Origin of the sequence: Bacillus sp. CCNWLW194, from assembly GCF_037120585.1 — a bacterium.
Lineage (GTDB): Bacteria > Bacillota > Bacilli > Bacillales > Bacillaceae_G > Bacillus_A > Bacillus_A basilensis.
Map to the genome: position 1 here is coordinate 56,964 of NZ_JBBBBL010000025.1, position 20,660 is coordinate 77,623.

Genomic DNA, 20,660 nt, shown 5'->3' on the forward strand with positions numbered 1-20,660 from the left:
TTAATGTGTAGGAACAAAACGTATAAATATATGTTTAATATGTAATTTTTATATAACAAAGAAAAAAGCATCCATAATGGATGCTTAATGTATACTAATATTAATATTGAATAGCTTCATTGATAGACTTTCTAGAACATTGAACTACCCCCACTTTCACTTCGTTTAGAAGTGAGGGATTCCTAAGTAAAGAGTTCTATCGAACTCTAATTGATTAGGCTAACCCCGCAGTCCTTGCGGTTAGAAGTCTTATTGCTTCATTCTTTATATTGATACTTGCGTTAATATCCCTATCATGGTGCATACGACAAGAAGGACAGTCCCATTTACGTAGGTTTAGATTTTTAACGTCTTTATTTTGATATCCACAACAAGAACATAATTGGCTGGAAGCAAATGTTTTCGATATGACAATGACTTGTTTGCCATACCATTTTGCTTTATATTCCAACATGGTTCGAAACTGTGACCAAGATACTTCACTAATTGCTTTTGCTAACTTATGATTCTTTAACATATTCGATACTTGCAAATCCTCTATACCGATAACATCGTGGCTTTTGATGATTTCAGTCGAGATTTTGTCTAAGTAATCTTTTCTAGCATTTGATATGTATTCATGAATTCTAGCTACTTTTACTCGTTGTTTATTCCAGCGAGAAGATCCTTTCATTCTTCTAGAAAGAACACGCTGTGCTTTCGCCAACTTATCTTCTAATGATCGGAAAAACTTCGGATTTTCATAGGGTGTTCCATCTGACAAAATGGCGAAATCTTTTAGTCCTACATCTATCCCAATGTAAGAATGTGTTTTCGGAAGTTCTTGTACTTCTGTTTCAACTAATAGTGACACAAAATATCTACCAGAAGGGTTTCGTCTAACAGTCGCATTTACAATACGTCCCTCTACTTCACGACTTTTGGCAAATCGAACAAGACCTAGTTTCGGCAACTTTATTTTGTTCCCTACAACGGCAATATTTTCATTTGTTTGTTTTGTGGTATAAGATTGTACGCTATTCTTCTTGGATTTGAAACGCGGGGCACTATTTTGTTTTTTGAAAAATCGTGTATACGCATCCGCAAGGTTGCGAACAGACGACTGAATCGCAATACTATCCACTTCTTTGAGCCAAACAAACTCTTTCTTCATGGCAGGAAGTTTGGCAGAGCATGTACCATATGTTAAACCTTTTCCAGTCTCTTTGTATGCGTGATCCCATAGGGATAGGAAATGATTGAATACAAAGCGAGAACAACCTATCGTTTTGTTAATTAGAATTGCTTGTGCTTGATTTGGATAGATACGAAACTTATAGGCTTTATTAATTATCATTTGATTCACCTCCATTTCGGGATATGACTATTATATACCAAACGTACATTCGATAGGTAGTGGAGTAAAACTTTCTGTAAGTCGAACAATTAAGATGGCTTCCTGCCATCCCTTGTTCGAAGCCAATTCATCTCCCACCTACTCACTGGGCTGTGACCCTTCACGCTCCTTGAGGAAGGAGTATTCTTGGCTAAAATGATAAAGTAAAATCAAAATTTTCATCTTTAACCACAGCAAATTTAATCTTCATTTTTCTTTCCCCATTTTTAACTAACCAATATTCAAACATCAATATAATTATATATACTTTTATTAAATAATACAAAAAAATATTTTATCAATTTGCCCCTAGTTAACCAATCTAATAGAGAGAAATAAAAACAAAAGGATGAAGTTCCTCTTCCAAGGTCAAGATCACTCTCAACCTTCTCGTTTATACTCCGTAGAGCTAGCTCAATACTTCGGCTACTTAATGTCATTTTCGCCTTTGCTGACTAATATCGAATTATAAAGGATTTATATCCAAGACGTATGTGTTTCTTCCGACGCCTTGTTTGAACCAATACACTAGAGGGACGGAAGGGGAATGTTTCCGTTGTATTGGCTCAAACAAAGAGTGGAACTCTTTGTCCCCGTTTTAGTCATTAATAAGAATCGTGAGTAATTACTAATGTACGAGATCACGTATACAACCTTGTACCAGAAACGCGATGTTCATTCACTCAAGAACAACCACCCCATTTCCATTTTCAAGAACCGGTATAACAGAATAATAGACTTATATTCACTACCAACCCAGAGAGCAGGACAGTCTCTAAGCTGAATGGTAAATACAATAGAAACAGCATGACGGATGCGAGTTATCTCACACCGCGCCACACTGGAATATGTCATTATAAGTAATTCATTGGTCTTTTCGTCTTAACGCGGGTTCGTACCGCCTTGCCCGCCCTACTATGCGGTATACGTTACCGTGACATTCTCCCATCAGAATGTTTCACTAATAGGTGTACTAATCCTCTTCGATATGTTGTTGTCAAAGGGCTTGTACCTATACTTTACCGTCGATTTCATCTGCATAATTCCCCTTATTTTATCGGTTTTTTGTCGATGTTTTTTATTCCATAAAAAAAGCACCCCAATTTTCATGAGATGCATCTTTCTTATAAAGAATCTTGCTATTAAGTAAAACAAAAAGATAACATTTCCTTAACGATTATATCTTTGATTGAACTAGCTCATAAAATGAATTCACTTTTGATGGGGTAGAAAAATTATCAAATACAATAAAATCATCACCGGAATCCATTGTTATTTTTTTGATAAAAGGGATACTAGACATCTCTAAAACTATATCATTTGTATGACTGAAGTTATTCACCTCAGTGTATGCATATTCCCATTTAAGGCCTTTTCCAAACATATAGTCAGCACAAAACAATAACCTTTTATTTGTAGCAGCTAAAATTCCAGATCTACTAATATAACCAAGATTTATCGCACAATAAAGTGTAGAAATTACTTCTTCATTACTCTGTAAGTATCTTGTTACCATTTCCAAGTTCGCCTTCACTAGTAATCCTCCATATTTTTAGTATTAAATTATCAACACTGTACATCTATTTTATTATATATTACACTTTAACACTAACACGAAAGCATTCCAACAAAACCCCTTATATTCAAATCATCCCCAATGAAGTAGCAATCATTCGAATTGCATTTTTCTTCCTATTATAGAAGTGATCCTTCTTCATTGATAACTCATTATAGATAAAACTGTCCTTTAACTTCTCTCCATTCAAATACTTCATTTTAATAATCTCAGCCTCGTCATAATCCAATACGTATTTTAGTGCTTTCTCAATTTGCTTAAACTTAATATTACTCACATGTCTTGTATCCCTTATCTCTGGAAACAGACTGATTCCCTCTTGCTGTAGCTCCACTTCATTCTCAAAACGTGCTTTTAAAGCGCGGTATTCTTTTAGAATGCTGACAACTTCCTTTTGCATCTTCTTCTCCATTTCTTTGTCCATTACTGGTAAGAATGCTAATTGTTCCATGAAGGAATCCCCCTACTTCTGAATTTGTCTTTTTACATTCACATCAGGTACGTGAAATTTTACTATCTCTTTGTTGAATAAAGGAAACATGCATAGCGAGCAGCCTCCACCATCCACTCTGCATGGCTCCGTTATCCATTAAGCTTTTAATAAATTACGTTTCTTGTTGATCATCTTCTCTTTCGCTGCTTCAATGTTATTTGCTACTTTCTTATGGTCCTGATCAAATTGAATCATGCCATCAAACATAACTGGCGCTACTGCTTCATCAACGTACTGCAAGTAATCAATCGGTGCTCGTTCTGTCTGTTCTACTAAGTATCCATAAATATCAAAGTCTGCTCTTGGTATAGACTTCTTGCCCTTCGGTTGATGAGACATCCTTACGTAAGATTGAATGACTGATAGTGGTACTGCGAATACTGACTTGTCCTTTCTAAACTCTATAAGGAAGAAACAAATCGCTCCCATCTTCTCTGCTTTATCCAGGTAATCCAATTGATGCTGCGCAATGTTCTTTAAATCAAATCGTGTAGTATTCTCTGTAGACTTCGCTTCAAATGCGATAGCTCGTCCCCTATACACGCCGTCATAGTCTACTGTACTTTTAGCTTCATAGAATCCATTTAATACACGGCCACCTTTACTTTTTAGCACCTTCACAGGAGTCGGACGCTTGTTTATTAGCGCCACTCTCCCTCTTTGATACATTTCATTCGATAAATTGATAAGCTTCTCAAAAGCCATTCCACGATTTCCTATTCCCATTGTTATTCCTCGCTTCCTACTTGTAAATTTCTACTTCAATTGAATATGCAATATTTCATATTTTATTATTATAATATTTCTTTATTAATCATCACTTTCTATCTCACCATTGATATTCATTGATAAATCAACATTTGTAATTTAATTCTTGATGTTCAATTCCGCTAAAATACATTAATTTTATATATTAAAATATTTAAATTGGAATTTCTTGTTCTACAAATCTATACGTATTTTGTGTATTATATAGCGGAAGAGTAAGGTAAGAGTTACTCTTTGCCATTTTAGGAAAGGTCCTGTTGGAAACAACGGGGCCTTTTTTCGTAAAAGAATTATTTTGTTTTAATTCTATTTAGAATTTGCTAAAATTCAGTAAAAAATATCATATTAATAAAGGGGCAATCATGAAACATACTATAAACTTCTGGTCTTTTATTTTTTCATTTGTTTGTGTCGCTTTATTCTTTTTATATCTTGAAGTATGGTCACCTAAAATGAATGGATCTATTATGAATACAATATATTTTCATCCTTTATTCGTTTTGCTAGTTTTAACACTAGGAACTTTTTTTGTTGGTATGATAGGGTTCTCTAAAATAAACAACTGGAAAGCGATGCTTAGGAGCATAATAACAGTCTTTCTGACATTTTCATTATCCGTGTTTTTAGCCATTATTTTGTTTGTGGGATATGGATTAAGTTAAAAAGAAAACCTTTAGGTACCCCTGAATAAAACTCAATATTCCGTCAATAATGTATATGACATCAGATTTTCTCCTTGTTCCCCCTTGGAGATGAGCAGTTAGTTTTAGCTAACTGCTCCTTTATTTATAACAATGATAAAATTATTTAAAATGATTCTTCTTTATTTCTCAATATAAGGAGCCTTGGATTTTTATTAATACTCCTGTAGTATATAAACAAAGAGTAAGGTAAGAGTTACTCTTTGCCATTTTAGAAGGGGTTCTGTTGGAGACAACAGGACCTTTTTTCATATAGAGATTGTTTTGTTTAATTTTTCACCATTAGCCACAAAAATATCTTATAATCGTTATATACTAACTTAAAATAAATGATTAGGAGTAGATTAAATGCCAGTTACACTTGAACTTATTCTTTTCATTCTTATAGCAATTAGTGCTGTCGGCTATTTAGTAAAAGAATTTCAAAAAACTAGGAAAAGGACACTTGGAATTTCACTAGAATTCTTGGTTCTTTTCTGGTCAATATGGAGAATATCGACTATCATAATCTAATTTGTAAAATATAATCTCCCTTGGAGATCGGCAGTTAGCTTTTGCTGGCCGCTCTTTTGTATTCCTCTTATCCACTCTTTAATGGGAATCATCTATTCCTGTTTATTCAATTTCATCACCCCTTACCACAAAAGGATGATTTTATTGAGTCTTAATATGAAATATTACATATTCTGTACCTTCAATCTTTATACATGCAATAATTTATTTATAAAAATACAACATATTAGTAAGGGTGATTTACATGAAAAAGTTCCGTAAGAAGATGATTACATCTTTACAAACATTCTGGGGATGCTTAGCATTCGGTATGTTAATGTTTGCTATCTTCTTAATTATGGATTTAACAGATACACCGTTTAATACATTAGGCTGGAGAGACTGGATAGGTTCTGCAGTAGGTGCAGCCATTTTATCTATTGGGATGTTTACTTTAAGTAAATTGGATTTAAAATAAATATTCCGTCAATACTGTTGATAGGCTGTATGCCAAAATTCATTTAGTTTTCTCTGTATCTCCTTGTATTGAGCAGTTAGCTTTTGCTAGCTGCTCTTTGTTTGTAAAAAGCACTCAATTAACTGAACGCGCATATAATATTCTGCGTTCCTTTCTTTGTAAAATAGTCGTTACAAAATGGATCTCGTCACAAGAGCACTTAATAAAGTGCTCTTTTTTGATTTTAAACTAAAACAAAATGAAATTTTTACCATGAAGATAATTATTAAATATTTTTCGCTTATACATTATAATGGAAGAGTTATTGTATATTGGCATTAAGAGGAGCGACCTAATTAAGGGCTTCTCTTTTTTATAAAATAGCATTGTTACTGCAATCTCCCTTTATATATCTTCTTGATCTGCACTTCAGTGAATCCCTCGTACACCGCAAATACTTCAGAGAACTGACTTAAACACATATCAATAATCGTGTCGTCTGTCATTCTAATGTAAAAATACTTAACTTCACCCATGTAATCGTTGTGTAGATAATAACTCTTAATCTCGTGATGGTAGTTATTAGCTTCCAATACTTCATACAGCTTAATTTTCGTTTCATCCATATCAAACATAGATAAATGTCCCATCTCCTTAACAACTCCTTACGTATTAAATAACATTTTATTTTTCATCCTTGTACTCCATCTCCACAAATTCAGCTAAATCAATTTCTTTCATTATCATTTCCTCTAGAAAATAAAACGCTTCTTGTTCTCCTTCGTTTTCTCTTACATTTTGAAACTGTAATTTTTGTTCTTCATTTAATTCAAATTTCACTTTTGCTTCTACAGCCATTATTCATACCTCCATGTCTTTATATTTTTCAAACACCCCATTCTTCTGGAGAGTATTCACTAATTGCCTAATCGTACTTTCCGTTCTTCCTAACGCTAAAGCGATTGCCTTTACCTTTCCGAATCCATAATACTTACATATGTAGGCTAATTCCCTCGTTGTATACGGCTTCTTATGATTCGGATGGTACTTCATTCTGCCCTGCGCACCATATTGAACTTCCACCCTGATCACTTCCTTCCCAAATAGCGTTTTAATTCAATTATCGGTATCACTTCTTCGTGTTCTTATAATCGACATGAAATATTACATATTTCGACATTTTTCTACGCAAATAGTCAAATGTGGTGTATTCTATAGTAGAAGAGTAAGATAAGAGTTACTCTTTGCCATTTTAGGAAAGGGCCTGCTATTTATAGCGGGTCCTTTTTGTTAAACTACAACTAAAATAGCGTTTTTGTATAAGATAATAGCTCTAGATCAATTGGACACATTTACCGATTTATTCACCATTAAATCCATGTTAAAATCTCTTGTGAGTACGACATAACTCAATCTTAGGAAGCCCTGTAACATTTTCTGCGGGGCTTCTTTTTTTCAACAAGCCGTTAGTTAACTGTGCTGACTACCTTGATTTACAAAATTACTTTTTGTTCACTTTTTTGATACATTTATGAAACATTCATATGTTATCTTCAGTACGTTCTATTCTTTTTATAATACCGTGTGAAGTATACCAAACCGAGAATCCCTAACCCCCTAAGTTTAGGGATTCTTCATTTAAATACGGATTTTATACACTTTTATTCTTTTCAAAAACTATTATATTTATTATACGTAATATATAAATTTATGTTATAATGTCATTATGAAACATCACGTGTTTCAAATACAACATTTTTTGATGGCCTCTTATCTTTCCGTAAGAGGTCTTTTTTTTAAATAACTATTTTGTTAAGTTTCATAAAACCTCTCTTTGCCTAAATAGGTTCAAAATTATCTATTTTACATATATAATACTTTTAGCAATTTAAATTCTATACATAAGTAATGGAGGCATTAAAATGGGGAGTGTCCCAAATTTACCACCTCAACAATCAATCTCAAAAAAACAAATTAATCCTAATAAGAATCAACAAACGAATAAAAAGCTAAGACGTCGTCTTTTATTAGCGCTTGCTTTTATGCTACCTATGGTTATTTCCATTCAAATTTGCATTTATAAGCAAGAACAAATGATTCAAGAAAAACAAATTACACTTAATAAAGAAAAGAAAAGATTATCTGAAGTAGAACTTATAGGACGTTATTTTGAAAACGATATTAAAACTTTAACAGAGAGTGAAGAAGGTATTTTAAAGTTCGCAAGGAAATTGTATGGATTCTCCAGACCTGATGAAACTATATTTCAAATAACTGAATAACTTTTCAATACATAAGCGATGGTCATAAATCATGGAGCGATTTAATGATCATCGCTTTTTATCAAAATTCTATTAAATAACGCTTTTGTTATAAAACTAATCCATCATTATGCTTTCCACTTTGTTCATGGTGGCTTGCATATCTTGATACGCACCTAATATATCTTTAGTCTTATAGTTACGTTTACCTAAATTTATGTGTATTCCCCATCTAATCACACTGAATCTATCTTCGCTTTTCCGTTGCTTTTCTAAACGAATAACCGCACGTCTACGTACCATCTTCACTACGCTTCCTCATTTTTCTTAACAAAATTCAAATTTGGTCTTTATCAAAAACTTCAATATCATGTAAAACCTGCGCAAAGATTACTTTGATTCAACCTACATAACCAATAAACGTTATATAATGAATTTACAAATATCCAGTTTGCAAAATACTTACTTTCCATACGACTTATGCTTGAGTGCTAGGTGAAATCCTAGCCTTTTTTTATTTAGTACCTGTAGATCCGAATCCACGATTATTTACAACCAGTAAAGCCTTTACCAATATGTTTTCTTGTAAATATCTCCTCTATTGTCTTGTCTCCTTTTGCAATCATATTTCTCGTGCTGCTATATGAATAATTCAATTCTTCGCACCAGTGCACAAGTGTTTTCGTTTCACCTTTATATTCGATATATTTATTTCTAGAAGTGTTATTAGATTGTGTTTTAACATCTGTCCATCTGCAATTATTTGGTTCGTAATTCCCATCATTATTAATTCGATCAATTGTCAATTTATTGTTATATCCATGTTCTAATGCCCATTTTTTAAAAGACTCATAGTCATTTTTCCATTCATCACAAACCGTAATACCTCTCCCACCATATCTAGTGAATCTATAGTTTTTTGGATCGTTGCATCTATTCCGCATTTTTTGATAAATTCTATACAACCTTGTATTAGAATCCTTATGTTTAGAGTGAACCTTTCTATTTGTTTCTACGGAAAGACATCCACAACTCTTTGTTTTCCCACTAGTTAACGAATCACTTCTAGTGATTACATATTCTCCACAATCGCACAGACACTTATAATAGCTTCTATTGTTTTTCACTTCTCTGCTGACTACAGATAATTTTCCATATCTCTTACCTGTATAGTCCTTCGAATACATCGTTTTTCTTCGTTCATTATCACATTTCTTACTACAAGTTTTCCTTCTATCCCAAATACTTTGATCTATTTCAAATATCGACCCACAGATACAACATTCTTTCGATTTTTCATCTAATCCCACTGCTTCCAAAGCCACGGCTTACTCTTTCAGAATCCGATAGTTCGTTAACTTCTACAAAATGAGCCGTTTCTACTGGCGCTATGACACCTTGAGCAATACGAGTCCCTCTTTCAATTACATGAGCTTGCATACTTGCCTCTTTAGGGGCTTCAATATTATCAACTAGCACACCAACTTCTCCCCTAAAACCACTATCCACAGTTCCAAGAACTACGCGTAGCTTTGTATCACGCGTCATACCGCTACGCGGGCGCACCTGCACTTCGTATCCTGATGGAATTTCGAAAGCCAATCCCGTTGGTACAACCTTTGTTTCTCCAGGCCAAACAATCGTGTCCTCCGCTGCTACAAGATCAAAGCCACTATCACCCGGATTCGCATATTTCGGCATTTCTACATCTTTCACTCGCTTAATTTTCACTCTTAACTTCATTCCTGATACACTCCTTTTATTAGATTCCACAACTCTTGTTCAGTCATCTCATAAAGTTGTCGCCCTGTCTTTTCCTCTTTATAAATTCCTTTTTGTAGTAAAACATCGATATAAATTTGTTTCCTGTCCATGTTGCCTCCTAGCTTCTTTTCTTCTTAGCTCTCCTTATAGGTGTGGTCGCTGCCCTTTGTGGACTCCATCCTCCTTTTATTACCCTTGTACTAAATGTGCCATATGAAATACCATTCTCTTCAGCCAAATTGACCATATCTTCCATTGTTACTCTCAATTTCTTTACGGGCCTTTTCGCCGCTTCCTCTGGTGGCATCCCTTTATAAACACGAGTTAAAAATGTCTTTTTTTTAATTCCATTTTCTAAAGCTAGTCTCAACCACTTTTGTTCCCTAAATTGATATTTCCGAGGTGGTGTATTAATTGCCTTATCAATATCCCACCCCATTTGATACACCCTACGATATAACATGTAATAGCCAATTCCGTTCTTCTCGGCTGCTTTATAATCTTCCTTTTCTAGCCATCTATTTATCTTCATAACGCTATGCCTCCTAATCCAAATTCATGATCTCCTCTAAGGTTCTATCCGAAATATAAGTGGTAATGATTTTTATTTTTCCGTATTTCTTTTTAGCCATTTCTATAGCTGCACCCTCAGACTTCGCCTCAAACCAACGAAGCTTCCACTTTTCGTCTTTGTCGTAAAATTCTACTGAATACGTCATAACGCTATTACGCTTCAAAAATTTGTCCACTGTACTTGTTGCGGTATAATCAAAACTTCCGACTACATCCTCCAGTGTTAGTTGTTTCATGCCCCTAACCCCATTGGACGAGATTTAATTTTGTTCTTATCTGCCTGATCCATGATTAATGCGGCAATTTCTAGTTGATGCCTCTCCAATTCTGTAGCAATTTCAATAATATTTTTGTCTTCGTTCCACATTTTTCGTAATCGAATTACTTCGCTTTCATCAAACACTAAGTCCAACTCTTCTAAAGCGATATATAAATTACGACGCGATTTCTTCATGTACCTTCCCTGCTGCAACGCCATTGTGTAATTTTCCTTTTCCAAATCCGTTCCAAGTCTTGGCATCCCATTTCCCCTCCAGTTGTAATTTATGAATTTCTCTTAGCTCCGCCATAACAGCATGACGCTTTCTATCCACTTCCTCAGGTGTTTGATTTGCCGCTTCGCAAACACATGGCCCAAACTGATACATACCCGTTCCGTTACATGCACACATTGTTTATTCCCCCTTCTTGAAATTTCGTAATCTATAATTATCACCAAACATTTCTAGCATTTTTGCGTTTTCCATCATTCTGCTAAAATCACGTTCTCCGTACATTTCCGCTAACTGATCAACACTAAAATTCGTTGTAAATAAAGTCCTCTTCCCAATTCGACTATCTACAATTTCATTTGTCTTCGTTTGCTTCCAAGTAACGCCTTCTTTATCTTTTTCCGTGAATTCTGCTCCAAAGTCATCAATAATAAGAACATCCACTTTAGCAAGAAGTGACATAAGCTTGTCCTCTGTTAATTCGCTATTTTTATTCCACGTAGACTTTATTTTTGTGAACAACTTGTTCATTTGAATGAACATCGCGCTGTATCCACGTTTCATTAGTTCTTTAGTAGCTGCTACACACAAATGACTTTTACCAACTCCGTAATCGCCTGTAATAATCATGCTTGTTGGATCTTCTTTGCTGTATGTAGAAACAAAGTTCATGATTGTCTCTTTTGCATCTGATAAATCCTTTGTAGGAGGTACATAATTATCAAAATTAGCCTTCTTTAATTTGTCGTTAATTAGACTGTTGTCTGCAAACGAATCGTATAAACTAATAACTTGGTTCCTCTTTTGTATTACAAGCGTTTCCTGGGCTAACTGAACGTCCTGAGGTGCAATCTCTTTACAATGCCAGCAGTAGGCTTTGTTATTTTCATCAAGGAACTTTTTACGTCTACATAAATCACATCTTTCATTTGCAACCTTTGGTAAAGTCATATTTGTTGATGAAGCTATTATCTTTGCCATTGACACTGCCGCTGCTTGCATTAGAATCCACTCCTTTTATTTTTCATTTAAGTAACCTTCAAATTTAGTCCCGAATAACGTTTCTGGTCGTAAATACGGGTTCATATGGGAGTCTTTTAACCATTGTGCTGTTTTGATATCAATAACTCGTTTAAAATCATCTATAATAAAACCGTCTTTAAATCTAGCTTTGATTAACGATCTAGTTTTCGCTGTTTTATGTTTAAAAGATTTACCCGCTTGTTCATTAAGATAAGAAACGATATCTTCATAAGGGATACAGTCTTTTGACCGTTCTTTTTGGTCAGAAGGCATATTATCTTTTAATGTAGTAATCTCTGTTGTGTTCTTTGTTGTATTCTCTGTTAAAGATTGCGACGTTTTGTCAGAATGGATTCCGACACTTTGTAAGGTTTGATTCTGACAAAGTGTAAGAATGGATTCTACCAATTTGTTATAATCCAATTTGTAGTGGACCGTAGGAGCTCCATTCGCTTTTTTTAAGGCTGTCTCTACTAAGCCATCATTAACTAATTTTTTTGTTGAATACCTAACTTGTCATTCTGTTAAGCAAATTTCCTCTTCCCATTATTTGTATGTTTTATAAAAGAATCCATCTGTTCTCTTCGATTTATCACTATAAAATACGATTTGATTAAGAAGTATCGCTGTTGTGAGATCGCCTGTTAACTTAACAAACAATTTTGGTACAACAACTATGTTTTCTTGTCCACTTATTTGAGAAATGATTGTACGTATCGTGTTGTAGTTACTCACTTAGTTCACCTTCTTCATCCAACATTCATAACTTACTGAGTCTTCCATGCCAGTAAACCGAACTTTGTCTCTCCCCTTGAATTTACCCTCGTGATGAAAAGTTCTTTCTGCTCTATATACCCGCTTAATTGGCGTTACATAGTCATAACCTCGTTTTTCTAAATCACGCACTGCTATTAGCATTTCTCTCATCGATCCACGTCTGACAGGTATCTTAAACATCATGCATTCTCCCTTTCGCATACCGCTATGGCGCCTTGAACCTTAATCACTTTGTATCCTGGATAGCGATCGGGAGTAATGTACTCTATCGCCTTTTCCCTTGCTTCCTCTTTATTCCGTGCGCCCCTTCACACCCACGCTAGAAGGACGACTTTAGATTGATTTTTGTCTAACAGGCTTAGCATCTCCTTAGTTTGTTTGTTCTATTTTTTCAACCTGTCTTGTTCTTCAATTTCAGAAGTTTCTTTTTCAGCCTGTTTAACCCACTTTGTTGATTTCTTAAGTACTTCCTCGGCTTGTTTTAATGTCAATTCACCAACTTCTTTAATGCTTAAGTATCCTTTAATCGTGTCTTCATCCACTTTCCGAAGAGTAGCCAACTTTTTAATGTTTAATTTGATTGCTCCAACTTGTTGAGCATTAATCATTTCTTCTTGTACTTCTGGTAGGTCTTCACCCGCATAGATGTATAATCCCAACCCGTGAAGCGCTATTGCCTTAACTAAGCAACGTTGAATACTAGTGTTAATATCGAAGCTGTTAGGCTCTGCAACGGGCTTATTTTGATTGTTAAGTATTGGGTGAACCTGACTTAGTGGTATTTCCTTGTACAGTTACTTCAACTTCTACAAAGTAACCGCAATCTGTTTTAAGGTAAGGTACTCCATTGAATCGTTTTACCTCCCATGTCGCTGTTGGATCTACTTCACGAAGCTTTTTAACCGCCCATGCCCATGATAAGTAATTAAAGCGCCCTTTCTTTTCAACATGTTCCGTGCAATCTATTTGAGCTAATTTAGAAAAGTAATTTTCAGTTGTCATACGAATCTCCCTCTCTTTTAAAATGGTGCTAATTCCGTTTGTTTACTAGCTTCATACACTTCCATAAGTGACTGTAATCCGTATTCGTAAGCCACAACCATCAATGCAGCATTTGGTTCGTTACTTTGTTTGTATCGTTCAACTAAACTCTTCATAATTTGAATTTCAGCTTCAATTTTGTTTTGTAGACTCATCTTATTCACCTGCTACTTTCTTCATCGAATGTTCTTCAACGTATTGTTTGATGCATTCGGATTCGGTATGGATTGGATCCCCACTAAAATCAAGGTATCCTTCTCCGTAGAAGATTTCTCCGCCACATCCTTGACAGTAATCCATGAAATCTCTAGCTGATGAATCGTGATGATTTCCATAAGTAATTGGATTTTCAACCATTTCCATATTACTCCTTATTTACTAAGATAAACAAAATATGTTATAATGTAGGTAAGGATATTTATTTGTTTCTCTAAAACCGTCCTATTGGTGGGGGCGGTTTTTTATTTCTCAACAAAATAGACTGAATTTTCAATCTTTAACCTGTCATTTTCATTGAGTTATTGATAAAATAGAATCAACCTGTTGAAACACCCTTCTTGGATACCTGTGCCTCCCCGTACAGGTATTTTTAATGCCAGTTTTAAACTAGCAGATGCATTGTTCTCACCCTTTCTGATGCTTTCACGCATCGGAATATCTAGGAACCCATTTACTAGGTGGGGGATACCATTAGATTCCTGAATATTACGACAAGCAAGAGCTTGTCCTATTAACTCTATAAAGACGCTATTACAAACATAAGCCCTTATGGATTCTTTGGATTATCAACTTTTTTCATAATTTTCATCATAGTTTTTCACATTCACATTTATGTAACATTTGTATATAATATTTAAATGAATTATGTGTTAAACTTATAACATTCCAAGAAGTCCTTTACTTTTAGAATCGACAATTCTTCAATACCCTTAGTCTTGCCCTGCATCCCCTTGCAGGGCTTTTATCATTTAGCTAGAGTTATAAACTCCTTATGCATTTCCTCAACCTTATCTACGCTGTTATGTATCCCTCTAGCTCTTAAATCTTTTATGATCCACAAGAGTTTCTTTTGTTCGTATTCATCTCGCTGCTGTTTATCCATCACTTTTCATCCTTCATAAACCTTTTATCTATACGTTCCATCACATAAGCGAATCCGCCTAACGCTGCGAAAAATACAGCAACCATACATAAAGAAAACATGCTTTCTTCTGGCATCTAAACCGCCTCCGGTTCTTGTTCTTTCTTCAGTCGGTCTATGATGTATGCTTGTCCTTTTGGCGTTACGTATGTTGTTGTCCATGTGAATGGCTCTCCACAAGGCTTCTGTTTAACACCTTGTGCGATTTCGAAGTATCCCTTTTCAACTGATGCCTGAGTTGGTTCAGTAGATCGTTTGAAGATTAAGTTCCACTCTCTAAGTTTTGCGAACAACTGACGTTGCCCAATTTTGACATTGTGTTTGGTTGCTAACTTAGCAACTTCACTCACCTTTAGCGATTCGTTGGATTGCATACAAGCTTCTGCAAATGTCACAAGCGGTTGTTGCTGAAGGTGTAAATGTATTATTCCTCCTTGCTATTCCAACGCTAGTTAACTTCTTTGTCTCGCCAGCTGTCGTTTTCCAAGCACGCCACCGCTTTCCTTTGTCTAATTTTTTAATGGACGTGGTTCACGTGCCAAAAGAACATTTTTAAATGGGGTACCGCCAGCATTTCGAAAAAAAACACGATTATTTTTATGGTAAAATTTATATAAAAAATTAAGGATGTTTTTATTATGGAAACTACAAAAACGAGTTTAATTCAAATCCTTTGGGATGGACCATACAATATTGCAGACCTAGTAAAACTAAAAAATGAAGAAATCGATTATGGAATTTATCAGATTTATGGGAATCACCCTGTGTATGGTAATGACGTTCTGTTGTATATTGGAAAAGCAGATTTTCAGACTATAGGGCAAAGAATTTCCCAAGAAAATTGGCCGGACACTAACGATTCTAACAATACTAAAATATATGTTGGAAGGTTTTACGGTTCTAAAAACCCAACTGAAACTGAATGGTCAGTAGAAATTGACTTGGCTGAGAGATTGTTAATTTATGTTCATAAACCTGCATATAATTCTAAAAGTATATCCTCGCTAAAGGATTTAAAATTTCAGGATATTCATATCTTAAACTGGGGTAATTATAGATCTCTTCTCCCTGAAATTTCTGGATTAAGATGGACAAGTAAGTTAGACGATTTGGTATTTGAAATGTATAAATGGGTGTAGTCTCACTTGTAAATTAATTAAACTTTATAAATAGATGTAGCAAAATAAAGTTGGGTGGGAACCCAGATATATTTGTACTGTAAGAAAAGTCTTATGTAGAACAAGTAGAGGAAGGCACCTTTGGGTGTCTTTTCTTATTAGACAAAACAATATAAGTTGTATTATAAATATAAAAGGATAAAAGGAAGGTAAGTGAATATCATAATTAATTTTGAACCATTTAACCCAACTATAAATGACTTAGCAATCAAACTTGCTATCGTAATATTTATACCATTATTCTTAGCGTTAATTGTCAAAGTGGTACTTATGAAATTTATGAAAGAATCAATTGCTGGCAGATTAGCTAGCCTATCTTTGTTATTTTTTATGTACTATGTATTTAAATTTATTACAGAGTAAAAAGGCGCTTGAAGACATCTTTTCTTTATTTTCAAAAGGACCTGCTCAATTCATTCTTCAAAACATAAGGTGAAGTGAACCCATTAAATTACATGGAATGAACCCTAGTTTTACCCTCTGATCTAAAGGAGGAACTATCGTTATGGGATATGGTGGTACTTGCGGTGAAGGCTGCGGCTTTGCTGGAGGATTTGCTTTATTAGTTGTATTATTTATTCTATTAATCATTATTGGCTGCACTTGCTTCTGCTAAAAACTATTGGAAAAGGCACCTTTGGGTGTCTTTTTTTGTACACCTTCGACATAATATTACAATATAGCGATTAATAGTTTGTTATCATAGTTCAGGTAATCTTACATTTTAGACACTGGGGGATACATATTATGAACAATAAACTATTACTCGCACTAACAAGCTGCGTTTTAATTATAGGATTGGCAGCATGCTCATCTAACGAAAACGCAAGTACAGTTAATGACTCTAAAGCTGAAGAGAAAACACAAAAAGAAGCCGATAAGGACCAGAAGGCTGAAGAAAAGGCTACACAAGAAGAACAACAGCGTCAAGAAGCTGAGGCGCAACGACAGGCTGAAGAAGAGAAAGCTAAACAAGAAGAACAGCAACGTCAAGAGGCCGAAGCACAACGACAGGCTGAAGAAAAAGCGAAGCAAGAAGAACAACAACGTCAAAAGCAGGAACAATCCCATAAACAACAAGAAGCACAAGTGCAAAAACAAAAAAAGACAGAGAAAGAAGCACGTGAAGAACAAGAAAGTTTAGAGTACGCAAAAAGGAGAGCACAATCATTTGAAGATAAAGAACGAGAAAAAATGAGTTGTGACGACGCGAAAAATGTTCTCGAACAATTAAAAAATGCCGAACAGAATCCGGCTATAAAAGATAGTATTGTAAAGTACCAAGAAAAAGTAAATATGTGCAGCAATTAATAAAATAACTTAACATGGTAAAACACCATTTGGATGGGAGTCCAATACATATTATTAAAATTAAAGTGGTTCAAGTCGGAAGGCACCTTAGGGTGCCTTTTTTTAATAGGGACCCCACCCCATCGCTATCAAGCTAAAGATTTATTGCAACCCCATGCACATCAACTTAAGTTTTTTAAGTACCCAAAAACGAATTCCCCACCTTGTTACAGCTATTTAAGGGTATTAGGCTCACTTTTTCCTTTTGGGGAACAATTAATTTCTTAACTTGACGGCCATGTACAATGACTCCTAATAGGAAGAATGAAAAAATCAAGATTACAGCCAAATTTTTGCTAATTGAGAAACTCCCTCTATTATCTTTTTTTCACATAAATCACCCAATCCAAGTTGAATATGCGGATATCGTGGTGTATATTTCGAGAAATATTTTGAACAAGGATAAACTACAATTTCGTGTTCATATGCCCTTTCAATTAGCATTTTTTCACTCATTTCCGTTTTCACTTCAATAATAACGAAAATTCCGGAGCTACCACCTTTTATTTCAACATAATTCTTAAAATGTTTTAATAATTCCCTATTCAATAGTTTCATTTTACGTTTATACAAAGCTTTCATCTTCCTTAAGTGTGAGTACCAATATCCTTCATTCATAAAGGTCGCCAGTGTTCGCTGATGGATAGATGAGGATGTTTGCTCAAGCAAAGGGAGTATCTTTTTATATTCACTTATTAGCCTTCTAGGCAAAACCATATAACTGACACGGATAGAGGGTAGTAGTGCTTTTGAAAAAGTTCCTAAATAAACCACCCTATCATTAGAATCTAAGCTTTGAAGAGACGGTATAGGTTGATGGATGTATCGAAATTCACTATCATAATCATCCTCAATAATATATCCTTCCACCCTTTTTGCCCATTGAATTAACTTTAATCTCTCATTGACGGGTATAGTCACTCCATATGGAAAGTGGTGAGTAGGAGTGACATATAAAAGTCTAGAAGGCGATTTTAAAAGGAGATCGACTTGAATGCCTTGTTCTTTTACCGGGATTGGATCAATGATAAATGATTGAAGAACAAAAAGTTCCCTTGCCACATTATATCCAGGGTCTTCTACTGCCAGATAATGATAGTCTTGCTTTAGCAACAACGACAAAAGTAATAACAAGTGCTGTGTGCTACTGCCAATAATAATTTGTTCTGCAGAAGTATTAACTCCTCTTGATTGAAACAAGTAATCTGCTAGTACCTTTCTTAATTTAATGTCGCCTTGTTTTTCTCCGTATGAAAACATGCTAGAGTCTTTAATGATTTTATTTGTAAGCATTCTCCATTTTTTCAAAGGGAAGTTCTCTTGATCCACTGTCCCAATTTTAAAGTCAATAGTATTCATGGCAGCATGATTTGTTTCATGATGCTGTTCTCTAATGGGTTCATAATTAAGTATCTCATCCGATATAGTAGCCTCTACAAAAAATCCCTTTTTGTTCTCACTTCGAATATATCCTTCCGATTGCAGTTGTTCATAGGCTACTTGAGTTGTGTTTCTGCTGACCTCTAATTGGATAGCAAGTTGTCTAATCGATGGCAACTTTGTATCCTTTTCTAATTTACCAGATAGAATCTGAGTACGTATGTATTGATAAACTTGTTGGTACATAGGAGTGTTGCTTTCTCGATTGATATTAAATATTAGTTCATTCATCATTGTAATTCCTCATCTGTCATTTGTGTTTATTATAAACTGTACCTTTTATAAATGACGGTATAAATGAATAATAAATTTAGAAAAAAATTGAATTTGGGAGAAAACTTATGACAATATTTATGTACATATTTTGTTTGATTGTATGGGGACTCAACTTTATTGCGGTAAAAATTCAAGGAACTCCTGTCAGCTTAGAATTATCCTTAACGTATCGTCTAGTTATGACAGCTTTTTTATTTTTGATACTTGTTTGGTTCCTTCGACCAAGAGGGATGCCAACAAGAAAAGATATCCCATTTGTAATAGTTTTTGGTGTATGTAACTTTGCATTAAGCTATTTATGCCTTTATTACGCCACAATTTTGAGTTCTGCAGCAATCGTAACATTGATTTTTTCATTAAAGGTGATTTTAACCCCGATTACCCTTCGGATTTTTTTAAAAGAAAAGTTACATTCACGCGTTTTGTTTGGGGGGATTTTTGGTGTATTAGGCGTATGTATTCTCATCTATCCGAACTTGAACAACTTTCAAGGGTACAATGACATAAAAGGAATTATAGTTGCGATCTTAGGTACGTTTCTTACAGCAGTAGGTGATGCTAGCTCGGCACGAAATGCAAGTCACAAAGTGAATCCTATCTATGCAAATGCCATTGGATTTACAGTGGGCAGTATATTGATGGGAGTAATTGTATTATTTCAAGGACAAGAATTTATATTTCCAACATCGTTTTCATATTTATTTGGGTTGTTATATTTAACTCTGGTTGCTTCATTTGTAGCATGGTTATTCTATTTGAAGCTTGTAGAAAAAATTGGAGGAGCTCAAAGTGGCTATATGGTTGCACTTTTCCCGGTAATTGGAGGAATAGCTTCCGTTTTAATCGGTGAGTCAGATCCATCATTGTATTTGTTTGCTGGTTGTTTTTCTAGCTGTATTGGCGCTGCTATTGCATTAGGGTTTAGAACTCGGAAGCAAGTTGCAAAATTACCTCTAAAAAGAGTTACTTAATAAGGAATAAGTGTTGTGAACTTGAAAATAGAGCTCATTTATTTGGTATGCAAAACTTTAAAGAGCTTATACTGGATTTTTAGAAAAAAGAAAAAAATCTCAAGTGAAATTAAACTTATATAATCTTAGCTTGATGGGCATGGGGTACCGCCAGTATTTCGGGAAAAACCACGCTAAGAGTATACAAGATTTTATACAGTTTTTCGGTTAATCCAATAACAGACAAGAACCCTACAACCGCACCAGGATAAGAATGTATAAAAAATGCATAGATCCATAGAACAAAAAAGAAGGTTCTCTTGTGAGAATAGGATTCCCCCCTTTTCCTTGCTACCGATAATTTGAGACGTTATGTTAACCAAACGTGTATAGAGTATACAGTCAAAAAAGTACAATACATCGCTTCTTCTAAATGGTACAATTAGGGGAAAAGGAGTGGAAGAATATGTATGATTACAAATTTGTGAAAGTCGAAATTGATGGATGGAAAGGGCAACCCAAAGAAGATTATA

The 20,660-nt window shown here is 34.7% G+C and carries 29 protein-coding genes and 4 pseudogenes; 9 read left to right on the forward strand and 24 right to left on the reverse strand.

Going from position 1 to position 20,660, the window contains the following annotated elements; translation table 11 throughout:
* Positions 1–214 precede the first annotated feature (214 nt).
* The 4 genes from tnpB to V7S50_RS31505 all read right to left on the reverse strand — a co-directional run bounded on the left by tnpB (position 215) and on the right by V7S50_RS31505 (position 4,170).
* Positions 215–1,336: an IS200/IS605 family element RNA-guided endonuclease TnpB gene (tnpB, locus tag V7S50_RS31490; RefSeq protein ID WP_252209323.1), complete on the reverse strand. Its 1,122-nt coding sequence runs from the start codon at positions 1,334–1,336 to the stop codon at positions 215–217.
* Positions 1,337–2,552: 1,216 nt separating this feature from the next.
* Entirely contained in the window at positions 2,553–2,909 is a 357-nt protein-coding gene (locus tag V7S50_RS31495) for a PH domain-containing protein (protein ID WP_336376727.1), read from the reverse strand.
* Between the two features lie 109 nt (positions 2,910–3,018).
* Positions 3,019–3,402, reverse strand: coding sequence for an ArpU family phage packaging/lysis transcriptional regulator (locus tag V7S50_RS31500; protein ID WP_098555535.1), 384 nt, complete (start codon positions 3,400–3,402; stop codon positions 3,019–3,021).
* A 138-nt stretch (positions 3,403–3,540) separates the two neighbouring features.
* Positions 3,541–4,170: a Holliday junction resolvase RecU gene (locus tag V7S50_RS31505; RefSeq protein ID WP_336376726.1), complete on the reverse strand. Its 630-nt coding sequence runs from the start codon at positions 4,168–4,170 to the stop codon at positions 3,541–3,543.
* A gap of 404 nt (positions 4,171–4,574) precedes the next feature.
* Here V7S50_RS31505 and V7S50_RS31510 point away from each other — a divergent pair, with 404 nt between their 5' ends.
* Both V7S50_RS31510 and V7S50_RS31515 read left to right on the forward strand, forming a co-directional pair.
* Positions 4,575–4,874: a hypothetical protein gene (locus V7S50_RS31510; protein ID WP_242253956.1), complete on the forward strand. Its 300-nt coding sequence runs from the start codon at positions 4,575–4,577 to the stop codon at positions 4,872–4,874.
* A 796-nt stretch (positions 4,875–5,670) separates the two neighbouring features.
* Positions 5,671–5,883 (forward strand): hypothetical protein, encoded by a 213-nt coding sequence (locus V7S50_RS31515; protein ID WP_071737000.1) that lies wholly within the window; start codon positions 5,671–5,673, stop codon positions 5,881–5,883.
* 368 nt (positions 5,884–6,251) lie between these two features.
* Here the strand turns inward: V7S50_RS31515 and V7S50_RS31520 are convergent, their stop codons facing one another.
* From V7S50_RS31520 to V7S50_RS31530, 3 genes are read right to left on the reverse strand one after another with little or no spacing between them, the layout of a single operon-like run.
* On the reverse strand, positions 6,252–6,512 hold the full coding sequence (locus tag V7S50_RS31520; RefSeq protein WP_309260331.1) for a hypothetical protein: 261 nt from the start codon (positions 6,510–6,512) through the stop codon (positions 6,252–6,254).
* Between the two features lie 34 nt (positions 6,513–6,546).
* A complete protein-coding gene (locus tag V7S50_RS31525) occupies positions 6,547–6,720 on the reverse strand; it encodes a hypothetical protein (protein WP_309260332.1) in 174 nt (57 codons plus the stop codon).
* Positions 6,721–6,723: 3 nt separating this feature from the next.
* Positions 6,724–6,945: a DNA-entry nuclease gene (locus V7S50_RS31530; protein ID WP_309260333.1), complete on the reverse strand. Its 222-nt coding sequence runs from the start codon at positions 6,943–6,945 to the stop codon at positions 6,724–6,726.
* Positions 6,946–7,784: 839 nt separating this feature from the next.
* Here V7S50_RS31530 and V7S50_RS31535 point away from each other — a divergent pair.
* The gene (locus tag V7S50_RS31535; RefSeq protein WP_255181621.1) at positions 7,785–8,144 is read left to right on the forward strand and encodes an FtsB family cell division protein; all 360 of its coding nucleotides are present in this window, start codon (positions 7,785–7,787) and stop codon (positions 8,142–8,144) included.
* Positions 8,145–8,240: 96 nt separating this feature from the next.
* On the opposite strand, the gene V7S50_RS31540 is transcribed toward V7S50_RS31535, so the two are convergent.
* From V7S50_RS31540 to V7S50_RS31615, 16 genes and pseudogenes are all read right to left on the reverse strand, one after another.
* Positions 8,241–8,426 (reverse strand): hypothetical protein, encoded by a 186-nt coding sequence (locus V7S50_RS31540; protein ID WP_309260465.1) that lies wholly within the window; start codon positions 8,424–8,426, stop codon positions 8,241–8,243.
* Between the two features lie 242 nt (positions 8,427–8,668).
* On the reverse strand, positions 8,669–9,448 hold the full coding sequence (locus V7S50_RS31545) for a hypothetical protein (RefSeq protein ID WP_336584454.1): 780 nt from the start codon (positions 9,446–9,448) through the stop codon (positions 8,669–8,671).
* On the reverse strand, positions 9,420–9,866 hold the full coding sequence (dut, locus tag V7S50_RS31550; protein WP_336376724.1) for a dUTP diphosphatase: 447 nt from the start codon (positions 9,864–9,866) through the stop codon (positions 9,420–9,422). Before dut ends, V7S50_RS31545 begins: the two co-directional genes overlap by 29 nt.
* Complete coding sequence (locus tag V7S50_RS31555) at positions 9,863–9,997, reverse strand: Fur-regulated basic protein FbpA (protein ID WP_000375383.1); 135 nt, start codon at positions 9,995–9,997, stop codon at positions 9,863–9,865. Before V7S50_RS31555 ends, dut begins: the two co-directional genes overlap by 4 nt.
* 8 nt (positions 9,998–10,005) lie before the next feature.
* Positions 10,006–10,419 (reverse strand): hypothetical protein, encoded by a 414-nt coding sequence (locus V7S50_RS31560; RefSeq protein ID WP_309260337.1) that lies wholly within the window; start codon positions 10,417–10,419, stop codon positions 10,006–10,008.
* A gap of 13 nt (positions 10,420–10,432) precedes the next feature.
* Positions 10,433–10,696, reverse strand: a complete 264-nt coding sequence (locus V7S50_RS31565) for a hypothetical protein (protein ID WP_336376723.1) — start codon at positions 10,694–10,696, stop codon at positions 10,433–10,435.
* Positions 10,693–10,980, reverse strand: coding sequence for a helix-turn-helix domain-containing protein (locus tag V7S50_RS31570; protein WP_309260339.1), 288 nt, complete (start codon positions 10,978–10,980; stop codon positions 10,693–10,695). Before V7S50_RS31570 ends, V7S50_RS31565 begins: the two co-directional genes overlap by 4 nt.
* Positions 10,895–11,131 (reverse strand): hypothetical protein, encoded by a 237-nt coding sequence (locus tag V7S50_RS31575; protein ID WP_336376722.1) that lies wholly within the window; start codon positions 11,129–11,131, stop codon positions 10,895–10,897. The genes V7S50_RS31570 and V7S50_RS31575 overlap by 86 nt, the downstream gene beginning before the upstream one ends.
* A gap of 3 nt (positions 11,132–11,134) precedes the next feature.
* Positions 11,135–11,953, reverse strand: a complete 819-nt coding sequence (locus V7S50_RS31580) for an ATP-binding protein (protein ID WP_336376721.1) — start codon at positions 11,951–11,953, stop codon at positions 11,135–11,137.
* Positions 11,877–12,709, reverse strand: a pseudogene (locus V7S50_RS31585) (conserved phage C-terminal domain-containing protein). The gene V7S50_RS31580 and the pseudogene V7S50_RS31585 overlap by 77 nt, the downstream one beginning before the upstream one ends.
* On the reverse strand, positions 12,710–12,931 hold the full coding sequence (locus V7S50_RS31590) for a hypothetical protein (RefSeq protein WP_270697878.1): 222 nt from the start codon (positions 12,929–12,931) through the stop codon (positions 12,710–12,712). It abuts the pseudogene before it with no gap.
* Between the two features lie 189 nt (positions 12,932–13,120).
* Positions 13,121–13,753 (reverse strand): annotated as a pseudogene (locus tag V7S50_RS31595) (Sak single strand annealing protein).
* A 17-nt stretch (positions 13,754–13,770) separates the two neighbouring features.
* Complete coding sequence (locus V7S50_RS31600) at positions 13,771–13,947, reverse strand: hypothetical protein (RefSeq protein ID WP_242253929.1); 177 nt, start codon at positions 13,945–13,947, stop codon at positions 13,771–13,773.
* Between the two features lies 1 nt (position 13,948).
* A complete protein-coding gene (locus V7S50_RS31605; protein ID WP_242253927.1) occupies positions 13,949–14,149 on the reverse strand; it encodes a hypothetical protein in 201 nt (66 codons plus the stop codon).
* Positions 14,150–14,756: 607 nt separating this feature from the next.
* Positions 14,757–14,894 (reverse strand): hypothetical protein, encoded by a 138-nt coding sequence (locus tag V7S50_RS31610; RefSeq protein WP_336376720.1) that lies wholly within the window; start codon positions 14,892–14,894, stop codon positions 14,757–14,759.
* Between the two features lie 116 nt (positions 14,895–15,010).
* A pseudogene (locus V7S50_RS31615) lies at positions 15,011–15,346 on the reverse strand (phage antirepressor KilAC domain-containing protein); the annotation flags it as partial.
* A 225-nt stretch (positions 15,347–15,571) separates the two neighbouring features.
* Here V7S50_RS31615 and V7S50_RS31620 point away from each other — a divergent pair.
* The 4 genes from V7S50_RS31620 (at position 15,572) to V7S50_RS31635 (ending at position 17,422) form a co-directional block, all read left to right on the forward strand.
* Positions 15,572–16,072 (forward strand): hypothetical protein, encoded by a 501-nt coding sequence (locus V7S50_RS31620; RefSeq protein ID WP_336376719.1) that lies wholly within the window; start codon positions 15,572–15,574, stop codon positions 16,070–16,072.
* Positions 16,073–16,264: 192 nt separating this feature from the next.
* On the forward strand, positions 16,265–16,474 hold the full coding sequence (locus tag V7S50_RS31625) for a hypothetical protein (RefSeq protein ID WP_309260344.1): 210 nt from the start codon (positions 16,265–16,267) through the stop codon (positions 16,472–16,474).
* A 142-nt stretch (positions 16,475–16,616) separates the two neighbouring features.
* Positions 16,617–16,727, forward strand: coding sequence for a YjcZ family sporulation protein (locus tag V7S50_RS31630; protein ID WP_000540384.1), 111 nt, complete (start codon positions 16,617–16,619; stop codon positions 16,725–16,727).
* 131 nt (positions 16,728–16,858) lie between these two features.
* Positions 16,859–17,422 carry a hypothetical protein gene (locus tag V7S50_RS31635; protein ID WP_336376718.1) on the forward strand — a complete coding sequence of 188 codons (564 nt, stop codon included), beginning with the start codon at positions 16,859–16,861 and terminating at the stop codon, positions 17,420–17,422.
* Positions 17,423–17,740: 318 nt separating this feature from the next.
* On the opposite strand, the gene pdxR is transcribed toward V7S50_RS31635, so the two are convergent.
* Complete coding sequence (gene pdxR, locus V7S50_RS31640) at positions 17,741–19,135, reverse strand: MocR-like pyridoxine biosynthesis transcription factor PdxR (protein ID WP_442896554.1); 1,395 nt, start codon at positions 19,133–19,135, stop codon at positions 17,741–17,743.
* A 107-nt stretch (positions 19,136–19,242) separates the two neighbouring features.
* Between pdxR and V7S50_RS31645 the strand changes: the two genes are divergently transcribed.
* A complete protein-coding gene (locus V7S50_RS31645; protein WP_336376717.1) occupies positions 19,243–20,148 on the forward strand; it encodes a DMT family transporter in 906 nt (301 codons plus the stop codon).
* 445 nt (positions 20,149–20,593) lie between these two features.
* Positions 20,594–20,660: pseudogene (locus tag V7S50_RS31650) on the forward strand (DUF4177 domain-containing protein); the annotation flags it as partial.

Bases quoted from the DNA above. Each gene is read 5' to 3' on its own strand.
- V7S50_RS31565 (WP_336376723.1), bottom strand. From the start codon at position 10,696: ATGAAACAACTAACACTGGAGGATGTAGTCGGAAGTTTTGATTATACC.
- V7S50_RS31560 (WP_309260337.1), bottom strand. From the start codon at position 10,419: ATGAAGATAAATAGATGGCTAGAAAAGGAAGATTATAAAGCAGCCGAG.
- pdxR (WP_442896554.1), bottom strand. From the start codon at position 19,135: ATGATGAATGAACTAATATTTAATATCAATCGAGAAAGCAACACTCCT.
- V7S50_RS31525 (WP_309260332.1), bottom strand. From the start codon at position 6,720: ATGGCTGTAGAAGCAAAAGTGAAATTTGAATTAAATGAAGAACAAAAA.
- V7S50_RS31580 (WP_336376721.1), bottom strand. From the start codon at position 11,953: ATGCAAGCAGCGGCAGTGTCAATGGCAAAGATAATAGCTTCATCAACA.
- V7S50_RS31520 (WP_309260331.1), bottom strand. From the start codon at position 6,512: ATGGGACATTTATCTATGTTTGATATGGATGAAACGAAAATTAAGCTG.
- V7S50_RS31570 (WP_309260339.1), bottom strand. From the start codon at position 10,980: ATGCCAAGACTTGGAACGGATTTGGAAAAGGAAAATTACACAATGGCG.
- V7S50_RS31575 (WP_336376722.1), bottom strand. From the start codon at position 11,131: ATGTGTGCATGTAACGGAACGGGTATGTATCAGTTTGGGCCATGTGTT.
- dut (WP_336376724.1), bottom strand. From the start codon at position 9,866: ATGAAGTTAAGAGTGAAAATTAAGCGAGTGAAAGATGTAGAAATGCCG.
- V7S50_RS31555 (WP_000375383.1), bottom strand. From the start codon at position 9,997: ATGGACAGGAAACAAATTTATATCGATGTTTTACTACAAAAAGGAATT.
- V7S50_RS31590 (WP_270697878.1), bottom strand. From the start codon at position 12,931: ATGTTTAAGATACCTGTCAGACGTGGATCGATGAGAGAAATGCTAATA.
- V7S50_RS31600 (WP_242253929.1), bottom strand. From the start codon at position 13,947: ATGAGTCTACAAAACAAAATTGAAGCTGAAATTCAAATTATGAAGAGT.
- V7S50_RS31510 (WP_242253956.1), top strand. From the start codon at position 4,575: ATGAAACATACTATAAACTTCTGGTCTTTTATTTTTTCATTTGTTTGT.
- V7S50_RS31540 (WP_309260465.1), bottom strand. From the start codon at position 8,426: ATGGTACGTAGACGTGCGGTTATTCGTTTAGAAAAGCAACGGAAAAGC.
- V7S50_RS31620 (WP_336376719.1), top strand. From the start codon at position 15,572: ATGGAAACTACAAAAACGAGTTTAATTCAAATCCTTTGGGATGGACCA.
- V7S50_RS31500 (WP_098555535.1), bottom strand. From the start codon at position 3,402: ATGGAACAATTAGCATTCTTACCAGTAATGGACAAAGAAATGGAGAAG.
- tnpB (WP_252209323.1), bottom strand. From the start codon at position 1,336: ATGATAATTAATAAAGCCTATAAGTTTCGTATCTATCCAAATCAAGCA.
- V7S50_RS31645 (WP_336376717.1), top strand. From the start codon at position 19,243: ATGACAATATTTATGTACATATTTTGTTTGATTGTATGGGGACTCAAC.
- V7S50_RS31535 (WP_255181621.1), top strand. From the start codon at position 7,785: ATGGGGAGTGTCCCAAATTTACCACCTCAACAATCAATCTCAAAAAAA.
- V7S50_RS31635 (WP_336376718.1), top strand. From the start codon at position 16,859: ATGAACAATAAACTATTACTCGCACTAACAAGCTGCGTTTTAATTATA.
- V7S50_RS31605 (WP_242253927.1), bottom strand. From the start codon at position 14,149: ATGGTTGAAAATCCAATTACTTATGGAAATCATCACGATTCATCAGCT.
- V7S50_RS31515 (WP_071737000.1), top strand. From the start codon at position 5,671: ATGAAAAAGTTCCGTAAGAAGATGATTACATCTTTACAAACATTCTGG.
- V7S50_RS31505 (WP_336376726.1), bottom strand. From the start codon at position 4,170: ATGGGAATAGGAAATCGTGGAATGGCTTTTGAGAAGCTTATCAATTTA.
- V7S50_RS31630 (WP_000540384.1), top strand. From the start codon at position 16,617: ATGGGATATGGTGGTACTTGCGGTGAAGGCTGCGGCTTTGCTGGAGGA.
- V7S50_RS31610 (WP_336376720.1), bottom strand. From the start codon at position 14,894: ATGGATAAACAGCAGCGAGATGAATACGAACAAAAGAAACTCTTGTGG.